Source organism: Alkalicoccus luteus, from assembly GCF_052061695.1.
Taxonomy (GTDB): domain Bacteria; phylum Bacillota; class Bacilli; order Bacillales; family Salisediminibacteriaceae; genus Alkalicoccus; species Alkalicoccus luteus.
In genome coordinates this window covers 83,828-103,479 of sequence record NZ_JBPZEY010000004.1, presented here as the reverse complement: position 1 = coordinate 103,479, position 19,652 = coordinate 83,828, and the positions used below count along the sequence as shown (strand labels likewise).

Here is a 19,652-nt window from a genome sequence, read left to right as displayed (position 1 = left end):
ATGACCCACTATTCTAAACAAACATCACTTTTGCATTCGCCTCATAAAACCGATCCGGTTACTGGTGCAGTAAGTGTGCCAGTACAACACGCTTCCACGTTTCACCAGCCTGATATTGAACAATTTGGTGACTATGATTATGCACGATCCGGCAATCCGACGCGTCAGGCTCTTGAAGAGACGATTGCCGGGCTTGAGAACGGCACTCATGGATTCGCCTTTGCTTCCGGAATGGCGGCTATTTCGACCACATTTATGCTTCTTTCCACTGGTGACCATCTGGTCATTACAGATGACGTGTACGGCGGCACCTTCCGTTTGACCACGAAGGTGCTTCATCGGCAGGGAATAGAGCATACATTTGTCGATATGACTGATCCTGAAGCAGTTAAAGCAGCGGTTAAGCCAAACACAAAAATGATTTTTATGGAAACACCGTCAAATCCGACGATGAATATTACGCCGATTCGTGAAATCGCTGAATTTGCAACAGACAACGGCATTTTGACGGCGCTTGATAATACATTTATGACGCCGGTTCTGCAGCGTCCGCTTGATCTTGGAGTCGATGTTGTACTGCACAGTGCAACTAAATTTATAGGCGGGCACAGTGACGTCGTTGCCGGACTCGCTGTCGTAAAAGATGCCGATTTGGCAGCAGAGCTGCAGTTTCTGCAGAACAGCTTCGGTGCGATTTTAGGTCCTCAGGACTGCTGGCTTGTCATGCGGGGGCTGAAAACACTGCATGCAAGAATGAGTGTGTCGGAACAGTCGGCGCATGAACTGGCAGCCTGGTTTTTAGAGCAGCCCGAAGTAGAGCACGTGTACTATCCCGGGCTCGAAACGCACCCTGGCTATGCAGTGAACAAAGAACAGTCAGAAGGAGCCGGTGCTGTTTTATCTTTCCGCCTGAAAGATAAAGAGGCCGTCCGCCGTTTCGTGGAGCACGTGGAAATTCCGGTGTTTGCAGTCAGCCTTGGTGCGGTGGAATCGATTCTTTCCTACCCGCGAACGATGTCCCACGCCGCGATGTCGGACGAAGAACGGCATGCGCGGGGCATACCGGATGGCTTGCTCCGTCTGTCCGTCGGACTGGAAAAGACAGAGGATCTGAAGCAGGATTTCGCCAACGCATTTGCTGCTGCCAGAAAGGAGGAGCAGGTATGACCCTGAAGGAAAAACTGAGTACAAGCCTCGTCATCGGTGACGGGGCCATGGGGACCCTGCTCTACCAGAAAGGAATTCAGGGCTGCTTTGAAGAGCTGAACGTATCTGATCCGGATCAGATTGAAGAAATTCACCGGCTTTACATCGAAGCTGGAGCAGATCTGATTCAAACAAATACCTACGCGGCGAATGCCTCCAAGCTGGCACGCTATCAGCTTTCCGACTGTGTGGAGGAGCTGAACCGGGCTGCTGTCACTATCGCAAGGAAAGCTGCGGCGGGTCGTGCCTATACAGTCGCAACAATTGGCGGTGTTGCGACGATGCATCAGGAAAAAACACCGCTGGACGAACGGTTATCCGTCCTGCGGGAGCAGGCGGATGTCCTGCTTGATACGGATGTGGACGGTTTTTTGTTAGAAACCTTTTATGATTTTGAGGAGCTGAAGCAGATTCTAACATATGTCCGGGCAAAGACCACACGGCCGGTCATTGCTCAAGCCACACTCGGTGATATCGGCGTGCTGCACACAGGAATGCCCCTGCAGCAGGCACTTGAAGAGCTCGAAGCACTTGGCGCTGACGTCTGTGGAATCAACTGCCGCATGGGACCTTATCATATGCTGCAGTCGCTGGAGGAGACAGCTACCTTAAGCAGGGCGGTATTGAGCGTTTATCCGAATGCAAGTCTGCCAAACGTCCGCGACGGGCGTTTTTCCTATCAATCCAATCCGTCGTATTTCGGCGACATGACGACCTCTCTGGCAGCGGAAGGAGCAGTCTTGATCGGAGGCTGCTGTGGAACGACACCTGAACACATTCGAGAAATCCGAAAAGCAGTGACAGAGCACGAATTGCAGCCGGTCACGAAAACAGAGCCGAGCAGAAGGCGGGCAGCTGCCGCTCCAGAATTGGAAGGGGAACGAATTACAAAGCTGACAGAGCCGAGCGGACAAACGTCCGTCATTGTCGAGCTGGATCCGCCAAAGGCGCTTTCTGGTGTTCCGGCATTTATGGAAGGAGCGCGCAAGCTGACGGGAGCTGGAGTCGATGCGGTCACGTTAGCGGATAATTCACTAGCGTCGTCGCGGATTGATAATCTTGCGCTCGGTGCTCGTATTAAAGCAGAGGGCTCTCGGCCGCTTCTGCACATCGCCTGCCGGGACCGCAATATCATCGGCTTGCAATCCCATCTGCTTGGGATGCATGAGCTCGGCATACGGGATATTCTTGCGATTACAGGCGACCCGGCAAAGGTCGGCGATTTTCCAGGGGCTACGTCTGTATATGATATGTCCTCTATGGACTTAATCCGTTTGATTAAACAGTTGAACGAAGGCACGTCCTTCTCCGGAAAGGACCTTGGGGCGAAAACCGACTTCACTGTAGGAGCTGCATTCAATGCTAATGCAAGACGACTTGATCGGGAAGTACAGCGTCTGGCGAAGAAGAAGGAAGCCGGAGCTGATTTCTTTATGAGTCAGCCGGTGTACAGCAAAGAACGAATCGAAGCAGCAGCAGAAGCCGTAAAGGATCTTGAGGTGCCCGTGTATATTGGAATTATGCCGCTCGTCAGCAGCCGAAACGCTGAGTTTCTGCATCATGAGGTGCCGGGTATCACGCTCACAGACGATGTGCGCGAGCGGATGAAGCAGACCGACGGAGACAGAGAAGCAGGAGAGCGGGAAGGGATTCAAATGGCAAAAGAGCTGATCGATACCGCGCTGAAGCATTTCCGAACCGTGTATCTGATTACGCCGTTTCTGCGTTATTCCATCACAGAAACACTGACGGCGTACATTCGGGAGCAGGAGAAAACAGCCGTCATCAGCGGACGGGCAGCAGGGAGAGGATGACAAGCATGACGACAGCATTTGAACAGCAGCTGCGCGAACGAATTTTGCTTTTAGATGGAGCGATGGGAACGATGCTTCAGGAAGCAGACCTTCACGCCGATGATTTTGGCGGGGAGGAGTATGAGGGCTGCAATGAATATTTAAACGAAGTTTCCCCGGATGTCATTCGCCGGATTTACCGAGCTTACCTGGAGGCGGGTTCGGATATTATCGAAACCAATACGTTCGGGGCCACCTCTATCGTACTGGCTGATTATGATTTGCAGCATAAAGCCTATGAACTGAACGTCGCAGCAGCCAAGCTTGCGAAGCAGGAGGCAGAGGCCTTCTCTACGCCGGAGAAGCCTCGCTTTGTAGCCGGTGCAATGGGACCGACAACAAAATCGCTGTCCGTTACCGGAGGAACGACGTTCGAGGAGCTTGCTGAGACTTATGAAGAGCAGGTGCGCGGACTTGTGGACGGCGGTTCTGATCTTTTGCTGCTTGAAACAAGTCAGGACATGCGGAACGTCAAGGCAGCCTATGTGGCGATTGAACGGGTGCAGCAGGAATACGGGCGTACATGGCCGCTCATCGTATCCGGTACGATTGAACCGATGGGAACGACGCTTGCAGGGCAGAGCATCGAAGCATTTTACATTTCGCTGGAGCATATGAATCCGACCGTCGTCGGACTGAACTGTGCGACCGGACCGGAATTCATGCAGGATCATCTGCGCTCGCTGTCTGATTTGTCCACGACCTTCGTTCATTGTTATCCAAACGCAGGGCTGCCGGATGAAGAAGGGCATTACCACGAATCACCTGACATGCTGGCTAGGAAATTAGCCGGATTCGCAGAGAAAGGGTGGCTGAATGTCGTCGGTGGATGCTGCGGAACGACGCCGGAGCACATTCGCGTCATGGATGAAACACTGAAAGCGTACAAGCCTCGTGCGCTTCCAGAACGGCACGGCCATGTCGTTTCCGGCATTGAACCGCTCGTCTACGACGAATCCATGCGCCCGCTGCTGGTCGGCGAACGGACAAACGTTATCGGGTCCAAAAAATTTAAGCGCCTGATTGCAGAGGAAAAGTTTGAAGAGGCGTCTGAGATCGCAAGGGCGCAAGTGAAAAAGGGAGCCCACGTAGTGGACGTCTGCCTGGCCGATCCGGATCGCGACGAAATGGAAGATATGGAACATTTCCTCAGCCAGGTGATCAATAAAGTTAAAGTGCCGCTCATGATTGATTCGACCGATGAACACGTCATTGAAAAGGCGCTCACGTACTCGCAGGGAAAAGCGATTATTAACTCCATTAACCTGGAGGACGGAGAAGAACGCTTTGAAGCGGTGGCACCTCTCATACGGCGATTCGGAGCTGCTGTCGTCGTCGGGACAATCGATGAGGAGGGCATGGGCGTAACCGCACAGCGGAAGCTCGATATCGCGAAGCGATCCCATGACCTGCTGACAAAAAAATACGGAATTCCTGCAGAAGACATCATCTTTGATCCGCTCGTTTTTCCGGTCGGCACCGGAGACGAGCAGTATATTGGTTCTGCAGAAGCAACCGTGCAGGGGATTCGGATGATTAAGGAGGAGCTGCCGGACTGTCTGACCATCCTTGGAGTCAGCAACGTTTCCTTCGGTCTGCCGCCCCTTGGGCGCGAGGTGCTGAACGCAGCCTTTACGTACCACTGCACACGGGCTGGACTTGATTATGCGATCGTGAATACAGAAAAACTCGAGCGGTATGGTTCTGTTTCAGATGAAGAAAAGCGGCTCGCTGACGAGCTGCTGTTTGACACAAACGATGAGACACTGGCCACCTTTACTGCGTTTTACCGGAAAAAGAAGCCGAAGGCGGAGCAGGCTGCCGAAACGATGACGCTCGATGAACGTCTCGCCAACTACATCGTAGAAGGTACGAAAGAAGGGCTTTATGCGGATCTGGACATGGCGCTGGAAGAGTATGACGAGCCGCTCAGCATCATCAACGGTCCGCTCATGACGGGCATGGATAAAGTAGGAAAGCTGTTTAACGACAACGAGCTGATCGTAGCAGAGGTGCTTCAAAGTGCCGAAGCGATGAAAGCAGCCGTTGCTCACCTGGAGCCGCATATGGAGGAAAAGAAGGACGATCGTGGGAAAGGAAAAGTGATTCTTGCGACCGTTAAAGGCGATGTGCATGATATCGGAAAAAACCTCGTGGAAATTATTTTGAAAAATAACGGTTTTTCCATCGTCAACCTTGGGATCAAGGTAACGCCGAACGAGCTGATCCAGGCAGTGGAAAAAGAACAGCCGGATGTTATTGGGCTTTCCGGGCTGCTCGTAAAATCAACACAGCAGATGGTGATCACCGCGAATGACCTTCGGGAGCATGGCATTGATCTGCCAATTCTTGTCGGCGGTGCCGCCCTCACCAGACGATTTACAGATACAAAAATTGCCCAGCAGTATAACGGCATGGTACTGTATGCCAAAGATGCGATGAACGGACTCGATATTGCCAACAAGCTCGTGAAGCCGGAGGAGCGGGAAGCACTTCGTTCTCATACAGAAGAAAAGCAGGCTCAGGCACGAGAACGAGTGGCGGCTGACGCGGAAAAGAAGCAGGCAGCGACAGCTGTTGCAGAAAAACCTGTTTCAGACGTTAATCGACAAGCACCTCTGTTCATTCCCGAGGACTATAAGCCGCATATTATGCGCGACTACAGCCTGAAGCATCTGTATCCATATGTGAACATGCAGACGCTGCTTGGTTCCCACCTTGGTCTTCAGGGAAACGTGAAGCGGAAGCTGGAGCGTGGAGATGAAAAGACAGAAGAGCTGAAAGCGCGGGTAGACGGCTTTTTACAAAAGGCTGCAGCTGAAAAACAGCTGCGCGCAGACGGCATGTATCAGTTCTTTCCGGCTCAGTCAGACGGAGACAGCGTGTACATTTATGATCCGGCAGATCCGAAGCGCGTCCTGGGAACGTTCACGTTTCCGCGTCAGGATAAAGCGCCCTACCTCTGTCTTGCCGATTTTCTCAGGAGCAAAGAGAGCGGCGTCATGGACCACGTTGGGTTTCTGGCTGTGACGGCAGGTAAAGGCGTACGCAACCTTGCAGAAGAAGCGAAAGAAGCCGGTGAATATATGGACAGCCACCTCATTCAGGCAGCAGCGCTGGAGCTCGCGGAAGGATTTGCAGAGCGTGTTCATCAGATGATGCGTGACAAGTGGGGTTTCCCGGATTCGCCGGACTTTACGATGCAGGAGCGCTTTTCTGCAAAGTATCAGGGAGTACGGGTTTCCTTTGGATATCCGGCATGTCCGAATTTGGAGGACCAGGAGAAGCTCTTCAGCTTAATCCAGCCCTCCCAAATCGGGATGGAACTGACAGACGGCTTTATGATGGAGCCGGAGGCAAGCGTCACAGCGATGGTATTTGCCCATCCTGAGGGACGGTATTTCGCTATATAAGCTCTTTAGGCCCCGCTTCGAGGATGGAGAGGGAGCCGTCTGCACGATGTTTGAAGAAGGACGCAGCGAAACAGGGTGAACGTTTTCCTGGGAAAGTGGAACATTTGGCTGCTGTAAATAATGGCAGTTTCGTTAAGCCAGCCTTAAGTTGATGCTCGTGAACACTTGCCGGCCAAGGATAAAGCTTTCATAAGGGAAGTTGTAGCTTTCAGGAGCGTGATTAACGCTTTTCCTCAGAAAGTTAAACACTTGTGAAACCATGTTTCACAAGTGAACAGGCTGTTGACCCGAGTTCGACAGTTACTAGGTAAACGAAATGCCTGGGAACCCTACTAAGGCAAGGGTTCTCAGGCATTTTGGAATACACCAGACGTGTTACTAGGAATTTGCCTGGAGATCGAGGATATTGGGAGGAGGCTTCAACCCTAGCGCATCAAAGGTTCGCCGCTGTTTCTGGGTCACTTCCGTACACTGAAACAGGTCGCCATCTTTTGTAGAAAAATGTCCGACATGGAGCCGATTCATTTCCTTGCGAATTCGGGTCCAGGTGTCTCCGGTCTGCAACTCGGCAATGCTGACAAGCAACAGGGCCAGCCAGCTGATCACCACATGGGCGCGAATCCGCTCTTCGAGCCGATGATACATGGGACGCAGTTGTAACGTGGTTTTTAAGGTGCGAAACGCGTCCTCCACTTCCAACAGCTGCTTGTAACCAAGCGCCACGTCTTCCATCGACAGCGTATCATCCGACGTGCGGATGAGGTACTTCCCGTCATATTTGCTCGCGTCGCGTATGGCTTGTTTATCGAGACGAAGGGTTCCATCTTTCAATTGCAGCACATAGTTTCCGTACGTCGGATGCGCCCGCAGGGCACAGGCTTTCTTATGATGTGCTTCGTTTGCCTCCTGCCGCAAGGCATAGATCTGCGCTTCGAGGGATGCCACGATTTGTTCACGCTTCGTGCGATCCCGCGCGGCTTCGTCGGGATTGTATGCAATCACATAGCGCTTGCGCGCTTCTCCATCCCCAACAATCGCTTCTTTCACATGGAGGTTCTCTCGAATCACCTGAAACCGGCCTCGCTTGCTTAAGGCTTCTTCGACATCTTTTTTTCCCGCATGCATGTGTTCGCCAATAATATAATGGCCGCCGGTTTGCTGCAGAATCCGAAGATTCTTTCAGGAAGAAAACCCTCGATCGGCGACTTGTATCACCCGCCCGAGCTTCCAGCCGATCAAGTCTTGTTTTCACTTGTTCGATCACCGTCATATCCATCGTGGTCCCGGGCCATTCCCATACGCGAATCGGAATGTCTTCGCGGGTAACCGCGAGGCCGATCACGGTTTGCAGAAGATCCGGGCGTTTGTCTTTCGAGTACCCTTGCTTTCGGAAGGTCTCGTCCTCGGAGACTTTGTCGGGGGACACTTCAAAATAGCTGGAGGTGGTATCAAAATAGAGTAGATCCACTTCCAGATTCAATAAATCGGACACGGCATAAAATACGTTTTTTCAAGTTCCGCGCGTACGTCGAGCAGCTCATCCATGACGCGGTACAGCTGGTGGCTCTGGACCGTTTCCACGCCTAATACGTAGACATCTTCTTCGACCCAGCTCGTAAGGGAGAACTTACTAGCGGGCGAAACCGCGCGGTTCGCCACCATAGTAAAGAGCAGTCGTTCAATATCCATTTCGTGCTGGCGGGAAGAGAAGCAGGCTTGGATGACCTCCTCCATGCCGAGCTTCTTCCACAATTGATCCAGGAGCCAGACACTGCCCACGCTTTTCGAGGATTGAAAGAGAAAAGAAGCCACTTCCCCCACGGTTTCTTTGGACTGCAGCGCCGCTTCCGGCGAAAGGAATCGCGACATACTGGATGCCAGACGTTCTAATACGGCCCGATCCACTTGATCTTCCCGGCCGAAAGAATAAATCACCTTCGCTTTTGCGTATTTGGCTTTCGGATCCCATTCATTATGAGCGAGCTGCAGGTAGGAGGTTATTGTTCCATTTTTATTTTTTCTGGTTACTCGTCGAATATACATGCCTATATTATATGTGATGAATACTTTCAAACCAACATAAAATAATATAAACGTGTGCCTATTTACTGTCGAACTCGGGCTTAATATAAGATTTAATAAAAGAGAAAAATCTACTACGTAACTATTGGAAATTACGTCAATAAGTTCATTATGGTAAAATAGAAACAGATAATATGTGAAATCTTAAATAAATTAGCATATACAAAGGAGGAATATGATTAGGTGGAAGAAATTGTTAAATGTAAAACCCGAGTACAAAAACATGGGGAAGTATTCACTCCTAAAAGAATAGTAAATAGAATGCTAGATATACCAGAAATAAAAAAAGCTTGTGAAAATCTTACGACAACATTTTTAGAGCCTTCTGCTGGGGAAGGGGCTTTTTTAGTTGCAATACTTGAACGCAAACTAAAAATGGTATCAGAGAAGTATAATAACGATTTAGTTCAATTTGAAAATTACTCTTTACTAGCCTTAACCACATTGTATGGAATTGAATTATTAGAAGATAATGCTCAAACATGCGTGATGAATATGTTCCAAAAATATTATGACCATTATAAAGAGCAAATTCATTATCATAAAGGAAAAATGAATCAAAAAGTATTAGATAGCGCTAAAAGAATTATCTCGCTAAATATTGGAAATGGTAACTTTTTAACTCGTAAGGCAGTAGATGGTAAACCATTGGTCTTCAGTGAGTGGGAAATCATTAATTTAAGAAAAAATAATAAAAATATAAAAGTTCAAAGAACAGAATATACACTTGATGAAATATATGAAGATACACAAAAGGAAAATGGTAAAACTTTACGAAAGCCTCAAAATGAATCAGAACAAATTGATCTTTTTAGTTTTTTTCATGAGGAAATTGAGACACAAGAAGAAGTGGAAAAAGAAATGCGATATATTCCAGTTAAAATAATCGACGTTTATAAAGAGGAAATGGAGGAAGTCTAATGGACAGAACAATCATTAAGCCTTTTAAGGAAATCGAATATAAAATTTATGGATATACACTACCAGAAGTTCCATCACATGATGGTTACGTAAAAATAGGAGATACGACAAGGGACGCGGCGACACGAGTATTTGAACAAGTTGGAACAGCAGGATTAAACCCTAATATATTGTTTGAAAAGCTAGCAAGGAAATCTGATGGGAAATGGTTCCGTGACAAGGAATTACATCGTTATTTCAAAATGAATGGAATTGAAAGAAAGGATTTTAATGGTCGAGCTGATGAATGGTTTTATTTTAATGGAACGTTAGAAAGAGCAGAACATTTAACAAACAAATTCATTGAACGAGATTATGAAGTGATACAGATTGCAGATAACAAATTTAATTATGTTTTACGAAATGAGCAACAACAAGCGGTAGAAAAAACATTAGAATATTATCATAGTGAAGATGAAGAGATGGAGTTTTTGTGGAACGCAAAACCTAGGTTTGGTAAGACATTAACAACATTTGACTTTATTCGTAATTTACAAACAACGAATGTTTTAATTGTTACAAATCGACCAGCAATAGCAAATTCATGGTTCGATGATTTTCAAAAGTTCATTGCATGGCAGGAACCGCATAAAAAATTTGTTTCTGAAACAGATGCGTTAAGCGGTAAAGCAATGACTCGTGACCAATACTTAGACCATCTTGACACAACAACACATGAAAATCCATCTCAAATTGCTTTTATTTCATTACAAGACTTAAAGGGGGCAAAATTTGCAGGTGGTAGATACGAAAAGTTAGACTGGGTCGCTGGATTAGATTGGGATCTCTTAGTGATTGATGAGGCGCATGAGGGGATTGACACGAAAAAGACAGATAGAGCATTCAGTAAGATAAAGAGAAAGTTTACTTTACATTTATCTGGCACACCATTTAAAGCATTAGCGAATAACAAGTTCCATGAAGAACAAATCTTCAATTGGTCATATATCGATGAACAACAAGCAAAAGAAGAGTGGGACGAAACGATTGGAAGTAATCCATATGAAAGCTTACCGACACTAAATCTATTTACATATCAAATGAGTAAAATGATTGAAGATGAAGTGACAGCAGGTTTACAAATTGAAGATGAAACAAATATAGATTATGCATTTGATTTAAACGAGTTCTTCCGAGTGAAAGATAACGGAAAATTTGAATATGAAGAAAGTGTTATAAGGTTTTTAGATAATTTATCATCAGGTAAATTTCCATTTTGTGAAGATCAATATCGCAATGAACTAAATCATACGTTTTGGCTTTTACCACGCGTAAATGCTGCGAAGGCATTAGAGGAATTGTTAAAAGAGCATTCGACATTCAAAGAGTATGCTGTTGTACTTGCTGCAGGAGACGGCGTTAGCATCCAAGAGAACTTGGAAGAGGAAGCATTGGACATGAAGAAGAACGCCAAAAGCTTCGATAAAGTCCGTGAATCTATACAAAAACATGATAAAACAATTACACTTTCTGTAGGTCAATTAACGACTGGTGTGACGATACCTGAGTGGACAGCCGTATTTATGTTAAATAATATCGAGTCACCTAGTTTATACTTTCAGGCTGCATTTAGATCGCAAAACCCTTATGAATTTGAGCAGGAAGGGAAACTATATCGCAAAGAAAGTGCATATATATTTGATTTCTCCCCAGACAGAACGTTACGATTATATGATGAATTTGCGAATAATTTAACAAGTGGTAGTTCAAAAACAAGCAGTGAAAGAAAGAGTAAAATTAAAAAATTACTAAACTTCTTCCCTGTTATTGCTGAAGATGAAGATGGATCCATGCATGAAATCAATGCTTCTGAAGTACTTGCAATACCAACACATATTACTTCAAGGGAAGTAGTGAAAAGGGGTTTTATGAGTAACTTACTTTTCGCTAATATAGCTGGCGTTTTTTCTGGTGATTCCCCGTTTAAAGAAATCCTAGATAAAATACCACCAGAGAAAAATAAAAGATTAGAGAAACCTCGTGAAGTAGAAATAACAGATCCGTACTTAGATGAAGAAGGAGAAGTTGAAATACCGAAAGAGGTTGTTTTAGGTAAGTCAAAAGATATATTTGGTGACAAAATATATGCACCAATTGAAGTTGTAGAAGAGGTAACTAAATCAATAGACGAAGCAGAAGAAAATCAAAAAGAATCCATTAAAACATTAGCCGAAAATATAACAAAATCATTCGCTGATGGATTTGATAAATTTAAAGATGACTTTAAATTAACAAAAGGTCGGGCAGATGACATAAAGAAAAGTGTGCATACTTCATTAGAGGAAATGATTACAGACAAACATTTAACGATGGCAAATGAAGTTAGAGAGTTAAAAAGGGATTATGAACATAAAAGAGATGAAGCGATTTCAGAAAACAATGAAGAGGAATTGCAAGTTGCAACTAAACAATATGAAGAGAAGAAGAAAGAAATAGAAACAACTTTTTTAGATGAAATTAATAAGGAAGTAGAAGAAACCATTCATACGGTAGTGGAAGAACAAATTGAGAAAGTTGAAGAAAAGAAAAAGAAAGCAACGGAAGATGATGTGCGAGATCATTTACGTGGCTTTGCACGAACAATACCTGCCTTTTTAATGGCCTACGGTGATGAAGAAACAACATTAGCCAATTTTGATGAAAATATTGATGAAGCAACATTTGAAGACTTAACAAGTATTACTATTGATGAGTTTAAAAAATTACGTGATGGTTTTGAATATGTAGATGATAGTGGAAGCGAGAAATCGATACCAGGATTATTTAATGAAGTTGTCTTTAATGCGAGTATTCGTGAATTTTTAGACACAAGAGAACGCTTAGCTAATTATTTTGACGAAAGCTTGGAAGACGATATTTTTGATTACATTCCGCCACAAAAAACAAATCAAATATTTACACCAAGATACATTGTGAAGTATATGGTTGACGAATTGGAAAAACAAAATCCCGATATTTTTTCAAATCCTAATTTTAAATATATTGATCTCTATACAAAGAGTGGTCTGTTTTTGGCTGAACTTGTAAAAAAGTTAAATATAGGTCTTAAGAAAGAAATACCCGATCAAAATCAACGTATTAAATGGATTTTAGAGAAACAATTATATGCTTGTGCACCTAGTGATATCATATCTAACATTGCAAAAAACTATGTTTACGGTGAATTTTCTGAGATAAGTGATGGGAATATTGCAAACATAGACTTAACCAAGCATGTAGAGAATGGAACTGCATTGACTAGAATAAAGGAATTTTTTGGAGATGATGATTTGAAATTTGATGTTGTAATTGGTAATCCGCCATATCAAGAAGAAATGCTAAAAAAGGAATCAAAACATGGACAAAAACCTGTGAAAAATATTTTTCACCATTTTCAAATAGAGGGTGAAAAATTAGCTTCAGAGTATACAGTATTAATATACCCTGGTGGAAGGTGGATTCATCGTTCTGGAAAAGGTCTTAGCAATTTTGGTTACAATCAAATTAACGATCCTCACCTTTCTAAAGTTATTTTTTATCCAGATTCCGAAGAAGTTTTTTCTGGAGTGGGTATACCAGATGGAATTAGTATTGTTGTTAAGGATTTCAGTAAAAATAGTAACGAATTTGAATATGTATATAAATTAAATGGTAGGGAAATAAAGGTAAAAATCAACTCTCCTGGTGATGATATAATACCATTGAATCCGGAAGATTTGAAAATTATTAAAAAAACTGATGACTTTGTTTTGAGAAATGATTTAGATTATCTATTTAATAGTATCTTTCCTAGATCACTTTTTCAAATAGAAAGTAATTTTGCCGAAAACAATCCAAGCAAAGTAGAGTTATATCATGGACAAGAAATTGATTGCTCGAAATCAATAAAGTTATACACAAATGATAAAGCTGGGAAGATGGGACGTGCAAATTGGTTTGTTGCAGATAAAGATGTAATAAAGGTAAATCAAGAGCTGGTATCAGAGTGGCAAGTTGTTGTATCTAGCGCCAATGCTGGTGGACAGAAACGTGATAATCAAATATCAATAATTGACAATAATTCAGCTTTTGGACGGTCAAGACTTGCGTTAAAGTCATTTAAGACCGAAGAGGAAGCCCAAAACTTTAAAAAGTATTGTCAAAGTTATCTTGTTAGGTTTACTTTTCTAATGACAGATGAATCGCTGTCTTCTCTTGCTAAGAAGGTTCCCGATTTACTTGACTACTCCAATGAAAATGAATTTATTGACTTCTCGGAGGATTTAGACAGCCAGTTATTTAAATTATTTAATTTAGATGAGGAACAAGTTGATTATGTTATAAAAAAAGTTAATAATATTAGGCAATAGTCCCATATGAAATATTCTTATAATGATAAAATGTATTCAACTAGCATCATTTGGTTCAAATTGGTTCAAGTACTATCAAATTCAGTCAATTTTAATCAATCTTTATCCGTTTATAAATTAGTGAAGTATTGATAGAACTGGATTAAGATTGATTGAGTGTATATAAAATACATCATGATATTTCTCTGAACACTTGTGAAACCATGTTTCACAAGTGAGAAGCTGTTTCACCGATATATGCGGCAGCCGCGACTGTGAGCTGCAGCGCAGCCCTGCTGTCGAGCGCTGCTCCAGTATAGCAGGGACCACCTGTGAAAGAGCGCAGGTACAGGATGTCTGCTTTCAATACCGAAATATGGTATACTCAATCCAGAATGGCACCCATCACTTCCGAAAAGGCTTTTGCGGAGAGGTGCACTGACGGAAACCATGAATTCGGACGATCGTCTTTGGAAGGGCGGGAGGAAGCATGCGGAAAAAAATTGCAGTGCTGCTGATTACAGGCGGACTCGCCGGAGCAGCTTGGAACGGTTACGCCTGGGCCACAGAAAGCTCTTCCGGTCGTGAAGCACTGGATACGGCTGATATTGTCATGCAGGAGCCGGAGCCCGAGCCGGAAGAAAGTGCTGAAGCAGAGGCTGAACCGGATGAATCAGCTGAGCTGCCGACGCCTGCTTTTGATTCGCCGGAGCCTGGAGAACCGAGAGTGTACGACGAGTATGACAATGGAGATGACATTGGCTGGCTGCTGATTCCGGCGGTCGATATGAAGTACCCAATCTATTGGGGTACAGACGATGAAACGCTGAAGCAGGGAGTTGGCTACCACGAAGGTGATTTTACCGTTCCGCCAGACGGCATGGGACATACCGTATTGTCTGGACATCGTGATACGGTATTTCGAGAGCTCGGCGAACTCGAAGACGGCGACAGTATGTATATCCAGTTTGAAGGCGTCCAGTATGAATACGAAATCGATAAAACATGGATTACGGACGCAGAAGACCGAACCGTTATCGTGGATAAAGAGGAACCGATTTTAACACTCACGACGTGCTATCCGTTCACGTTTATCGGACCAGCACCGGACCGCTACATTATCGAAGCTCCGCTCGTAGACACCGTCCCTATGGAAGATGAATGATAAAGCTCTCCGGCTTGCCGGGGAGTTTTTTTGCCGGATGAGGACTCATCTTTTGCAAAGCTCTCAGAGTTGTGTGCTGGACGATCGGTCAAGCTTGTGAAGCGTTGTCTCCAGGCTGTTCGTCAGCTGACCCCTGCTGCTCCCATAAAAAAGGCGGTCGAGGTTTCTGCACCGTTGGTCTGGTCTGCTCTGATCAGGAATGATAAAATGAAGCGGGAAACATTACTACAGCTACTACTAAAGGAGCGGTCTTCATGAACAAAGAAAAGAAGCTCATTTTTGGACACAAAAATCCAGATACGGATACGATTGCCTCAGCGCTTATTTATGCAGACTTGAAAAAGCAGCTTGGTGAAGAAGTGGAAGCAGTCCGCCTCGGAGAAGTGGGAGCAGAAACGCAGTATGCGCTCGATCATTTCGGGATAGAAGCTCCGCGTCACGTCGAGCGTGTATCGGATGAAGTGGATACGGTTATTCTCGTCGATCATAATGAATTTCAGCAGAGCGCCGATGACATCCGGGACGTGCAGGTGGCAGAAGTGATTGACCACCACCGGATTGCCAACTTTGAAACAGAGGGGCCGCTCTACTACCGGGCAGAACCTGTAGGCTGTACCGCAACGATCCTGAAAAAAATGTATGCGGAACACAACAAAGACATCAGTAAAGAAGTGGCGGGTTTAATGGTTTCAGCGATTATCTCCGACTCTCTCCTGTTTAAATCACCTACGTGCACAGAGGAAGATAAGCGTGCAGCAGAAGAGCTTGCTTTAACAGCACAGGTCGATCTGAAGGAATATGGACTTGACATGCTAAAAGCCGGTGCTGACATGAGCAGTAAATCAGTTGATCAGCTGCTGACGATGGATGCGAAGGAATTCACGATGGGCGCTCACACGGTCAAGGTGGCTCAGGTAAACGTTGTAGATGCAGCGGATGTGCTGAATCGAAAAGAAGACGTGCTGCAAGCAATGGAGCAGGAAGTTTCCAGCAACAGCTACGGTCTGTTTGCGCTGGCTGTTACGGATATTCTCTCCAACGATTCCGTCCTCCTTACTGCCGGCGGAGAAGAGAAAGCCGTTGAACAAGCATTCAGCGTTACGCTGAACGATCACGAAGCGGTGCTTGAAGGCGTCGTTTCCCGTAAAAAGCAGATCGTACCACCGCTGACAAATGCATTATCCTGATTCACTCAGAAAAGGAACGACACGGGATGCGGAGGCATCCCGCCAGGCTGTTGAAAAAGTCTTTCCACTTACATGTTTATTCGCTTGATTGTATTTCCCCTCTGTTTACCTAGCCTGTCGCGGGCTGGCCTTCAGCTATTTCTCAGGGGGACCCTGTATGGAGGGAAGAAAGGCACGGGAGAATGGCGCGGTTTCACGCGGACTCAGGCTTCTCACAAGAAGCCTTCAAGAGCCAGTCCGGCTCCGCTCGTGCGTGGATGCCATTCGCAGATCTGAACGGCACGAAATCTTCAGACTGCTTGTTGCGCCTCCGCCGGACACAATGGGAAAACGGCTCTGCTTGTTTGAGAACAACGTCACGACAGACGCGACTGCTTTTTTCCGTTTATCATGAATACGATGAAGTACGGACACCCCCTATTCAATATCGAAACGTCTTATCGGGAAGGTTCTATCTGTATGGAAGCCAATCGTGCAGTCCGAACCAGGCACGTGAAACGCACTGCAGCTGCCGGCATCGAAGGAGCTCGACTCCTGGAGGATCAGAACGAGGCGAAGATCCAGCGCTTCCTACGGAAGAAGGAAGCGGTTAGCTGAGCCCGTTCCCTCCGGAAAGCGAGGGTCCGCAGATACAGGCAGATGCAACCTTATTTACCTAAAATGATGTTATCAACACTCTGACGGGATGCGGAGGCATCCCGCTTTTTTACAGCTACAAATGGAAAATAAAGGATTTAGGAGGGGTTGGATGACAAACGTTGCGTTAGTTACAGGGGTAGGCAGGAGAGCAGGGCTTGGGGCTGCTATCTGCCGCAAATTAGCAGCTGATGGTTTTCATGTTGTGTTTACATGGTGGGGAAGCTACGATTCGGAAATGCCCTGGGGAAAAGATGAACAGACGGTAAATGAATTGATCAGGGAGCTTGAACAGAACGGCGTGAAGGCAGCAGCGATTGAAGCGGATCTGGAGCGGCCGCAAGCCGCAGTGGAGATTATGAAGGAAGCCGAAGCGGCCATGGAACAGGCGCCGTCTGTTCTTGTCAATAACGCAGCCGTTTCGATTAATGATCACCTTGGAAATGTGACAGCAGAAGCGCTCGACCGTCACTATGCAGTAAATACGCGAGCGGTCGTGCTGCTGATTCAGGCGTTTGCGGCTATGCTTCCGCGAGGAGAAAAAGGGAGTATCGTAAATATTGCAACCGGCTGGTCTAAAGGGCAAATGCCGGATGAGCTTTCCTATGTGGTAACAAAATCAGCCGCAGAAACACTCGTATATTCAATCTCGTCCCAGCTGATGAAGCGGGGAATCCGTTTAAATGGTGTCAATCCGGGACCGACTGACACCGGTTGGATGACGGAAGAGATCAAGGAGGAACTGAAGGAGCTGTTCCCCGACAAACGTATTGGCGAACCAGAAGATGCTGCACGGGCAGTCGCCTGGCTTGCGGGAGAGGAGGCTCGCTGGATCACCGGGCAGGTGCTTCATTCTGAAGGCGGGTTTTTAAACCGGGACAGTCCGGGTACAGAGCTGTAAGACAAATTTCGGAAGGAGTAGATGACGAATGGAAATGGCAGGCGCGTTAGGCATGCTTTTTTTCATCGCCGTTTCTTTGCTGCCGCTCATTCTCGCCATTCTGCTGATTGTTTGGGTTTATCAGCTGAAGAAAAACTCAGACCTGCAGGCGGAGCAGATGAAGCGGGTGATCGCGCTGCTTGAGCAAAAAAGCAGTTCAGCAGGAAAAGATCTGGATCGAGACCGGATGTAAAAAAGCACCGTCCCCATTCTGACTGGGAAGACGGTGCTTTTCGTCTGGCTGCTATAAAGCGCCGTAGCGCTCGTATCGCTTTTCCAGGTAATTTTGCAAAAGCGTCATTACGGAGCATACTGCCCAGTAAATCAGCGCTACAAGAATAAACATGGTCATGTAATCCATCTCTCGTCCTGCTACAATCCGCGAAAGCTGGAAAATTTCCGGAACCGTAATCATCGCAGCGAGAGAGGATGCTTTAATTAAATCGAGCAGCACGTTTGTCAGCGGCGGAACAGCAATTCGTGAAGCCTGCGGCAGAATGATCCGGCGCATCATTTTCGGATAGGTGAATCCAAGTGAGCGGGCGGACTCCCACTGCCCCCGGGGGATCGCGGCGATCGCCGAGCGGTTGATTTCCGCCATGTAGGCAGCACTGTTTAAGCTGAAGCCGATAATGGCAGCAGTAACGGCAGCAAACTCGATTCCAATGAACGGAAAACCGAAGTAGAGCAGAAATAAAATGATGAGAATCGGCACGCCTCGCATAAACGAAATATAAACGCGTGCCGGCCATCTCAGATAGAAGCGCGGAGAAGCTCGGGCAACCGCAAGCAGCAGGCTGATCACAAGTCCGATCACCATACTGACGAGAGAGATGAGCAGCGTCAGCCCAAGTCCCTGCAGCACGTAAGGAAGTGAATTCCATGCAAGCTCAATATCAAAAATGTGCTCCCAGCGAACAGAACTCACAGCCAGCTCCCCCTTCCCATTTATTCCTCGAGCTCGTCAAGGTCTTCTTCTTCATCCATAAAGGTTTCATCGTCTGCAAAGTCGACTTCCGGCTCCTGGGATACATCCTGTCCACCGAAAAAAGTCTCGGACAATTCTGTGATCGTTCCATCTTCCATCATCTCGGCAATCACCTCATTCAGCTGATCGCGAAGCTCTGTATTTTCCAGGTCCATAATCATGGCCTGATTATTCGGATGGTAGAACAAGTCCGGATGCACGGTAACGTCAATGTCAGGCAGTGCTTCAACAGCCAGCGACTGCAGATAGAAGTCGTTCAGAACAACGTCCGTTTCGCCTCGCTCCACGTCGCGCAGGTACACATCGTTCGTGACATTCTCGTACACAACACCCTCAGCGCCAAACTCTTCGGAGATCTGCATGTAAATCGTAGTAGCAGCACCTCCCGCGCGTTTTCCTTCTAAATCCTCAAGCGTTTCAATGCCGGAAAGATCGTCTTCCCGGACGACCATGCTTCCATATGAGAATTTATACGGATCAGTAAAGAGAAAATTTTCTTCCCGTGCCGGATTAACGTCAATATCATTGACAGCAAGATCGACCTGTCCGTTGTGGATAGACGTCAGCATCCCGTCAAAGCCCATTTCCGTAAATTCGACGTCAAGATCAAGGCGCTCGGCTGCTTCTCGGACAACCTCTACTTCAAATCCAGTTAACTCATCGGAATCTTCATCCCGGAATGATGTAGGGTACAGAGTGCCGGAGGTTGCAACCTCGAGCACGCCTTCCTCTTCAATCTGTTCCCATCCGGAAGCATCATCTGTTGTACCGCAGGCAGAGAGGAGCAGAACCGCTCCGGCGCCTGTCAAAACTGCTTTCTTCATCTATGTTCCTCCTGTTATCATAATGAGTGAAAAAGTGAACATACAAAACATAGCATGTCACCCTTCCGTCTGGCAATGGAGCTGCTTCAAG

The 19,652-nt window shown here is 46.2% G+C and carries 12 protein-coding genes and 1 pseudogene; 10 read left to right on the top strand and 3 right to left on the bottom strand.

Annotation, left to right across the window (positions count from 1 at the left end; genetic code table 11):
- Genes metC through metH form a run of 3 tightly spaced genes read left to right on the top strand, consistent with a single transcriptional unit; the run spans window position 1 to window position 6,472 of the window.
- Entirely contained in the window at window positions 1-1,167 is a 1,167-nt protein-coding gene (gene metC, locus ACSZLD_RS06775; RefSeq protein ID WP_444684691.1) for a cystathionine beta-lyase, read from the top strand.
- Window positions 1,164-3,020, top strand: a complete 1,857-nt coding sequence (locus ACSZLD_RS06770) for a bifunctional homocysteine S-methyltransferase/methylenetetrahydrofolate reductase (RefSeq protein ID WP_444684690.1) — start codon at window positions 1,164-1,166, stop codon at window positions 3,018-3,020. Before metC ends, ACSZLD_RS06770 begins: the two co-directional genes overlap by 4 nt.
- A 5-nt stretch (window positions 3,021-3,025) precedes the next feature.
- On the top strand, window positions 3,026-6,472 hold the full coding sequence (gene metH, locus ACSZLD_RS06765; protein WP_444684689.1) for a methionine synthase: 3,447 nt from the start codon (window positions 3,026-3,028) through the stop codon (window positions 6,470-6,472).
- Window positions 6,473-6,850: 378 nt separating this feature from the next.
- On the opposite strand, the pseudogene ACSZLD_RS06760 reads toward metH, so the two are convergent.
- Window positions 6,851-8,515: pseudogene (locus ACSZLD_RS06760) on the bottom strand (IS1634 family transposase).
- A gap of 222 nt (window positions 8,516-8,737) precedes the next feature.
- Between ACSZLD_RS06760 and ACSZLD_RS06755 the strand changes: the two are divergent.
- The 7 genes from ACSZLD_RS06755 (at window position 8,738) to ACSZLD_RS06725 (ending at window position 17,942) form a co-directional block, all read left to right on the top strand.
- On the top strand, window positions 8,738-9,475 hold the full coding sequence (locus ACSZLD_RS06755; protein WP_444684688.1) for an N-6 DNA methylase: 738 nt from the start codon (window positions 8,738-8,740) through the stop codon (window positions 9,473-9,475).
- Window positions 9,475-13,842, top strand: a complete 4,368-nt coding sequence (locus ACSZLD_RS06750; protein WP_444684687.1) for an Eco57I restriction-modification methylase domain-containing protein — start codon at window positions 9,475-9,477, stop codon at window positions 13,840-13,842. The genes ACSZLD_RS06755 and ACSZLD_RS06750 overlap by 1 nt, the downstream gene beginning before the upstream one ends.
- Window positions 13,843-14,311: 469 nt before the next feature.
- On the top strand, window positions 14,312-14,986 hold the full coding sequence (gene srtD, locus ACSZLD_RS06745) for a class D sortase, LPxTATN-specific (protein WP_377908786.1): 675 nt from the start codon (window positions 14,312-14,314) through the stop codon (window positions 14,984-14,986).
- Between the two features lie 254 nt (window positions 14,987-15,240).
- Window positions 15,241-16,173 (top strand): manganese-dependent inorganic pyrophosphatase, encoded by a 933-nt coding sequence (locus ACSZLD_RS06740; RefSeq protein WP_377908787.1) that lies wholly within the window; start codon window positions 15,241-15,243, stop codon window positions 16,171-16,173.
- A gap of 157 nt (window positions 16,174-16,330) precedes the next feature.
- Complete coding sequence (locus tag ACSZLD_RS06735; protein ID WP_444684686.1) at window positions 16,331-16,567, top strand: hypothetical protein; 237 nt, start codon at window positions 16,331-16,333, stop codon at window positions 16,565-16,567.
- Between the two features lie 354 nt (window positions 16,568-16,921).
- A complete protein-coding gene (locus ACSZLD_RS06730) occupies window positions 16,922-17,710 on the top strand; it encodes an SDR family oxidoreductase (protein WP_377908789.1) in 789 nt (262 codons plus the stop codon).
- 28 nt (window positions 17,711-17,738) lie between these two features.
- Window positions 17,739-17,942, top strand: coding sequence for a hypothetical protein (locus ACSZLD_RS06725; protein ID WP_377908790.1), 204 nt, complete (start codon window positions 17,739-17,741; stop codon window positions 17,940-17,942).
- 51 nt (window positions 17,943-17,993) lie between these two features.
- Here the strand turns inward: ACSZLD_RS06725 and ACSZLD_RS06720 are convergent, their stop codons facing one another.
- Both ACSZLD_RS06720 and ACSZLD_RS06715 read right to left on the bottom strand, forming a co-directional pair.
- On the bottom strand, window positions 17,994-18,677 hold the full coding sequence (locus ACSZLD_RS06720; RefSeq protein WP_377908791.1) for an amino acid ABC transporter permease: 684 nt from the start codon (window positions 18,675-18,677) through the stop codon (window positions 17,994-17,996).
- 20 nt (window positions 18,678-18,697) lie between these two features.
- Complete coding sequence (locus ACSZLD_RS06715) at window positions 18,698-19,561, bottom strand: transporter substrate-binding domain-containing protein (RefSeq protein ID WP_444684685.1); 864 nt, start codon at window positions 19,559-19,561, stop codon at window positions 18,698-18,700.
- Between the last annotated feature and the right edge of the window lie 91 nt (window positions 19,562-19,652).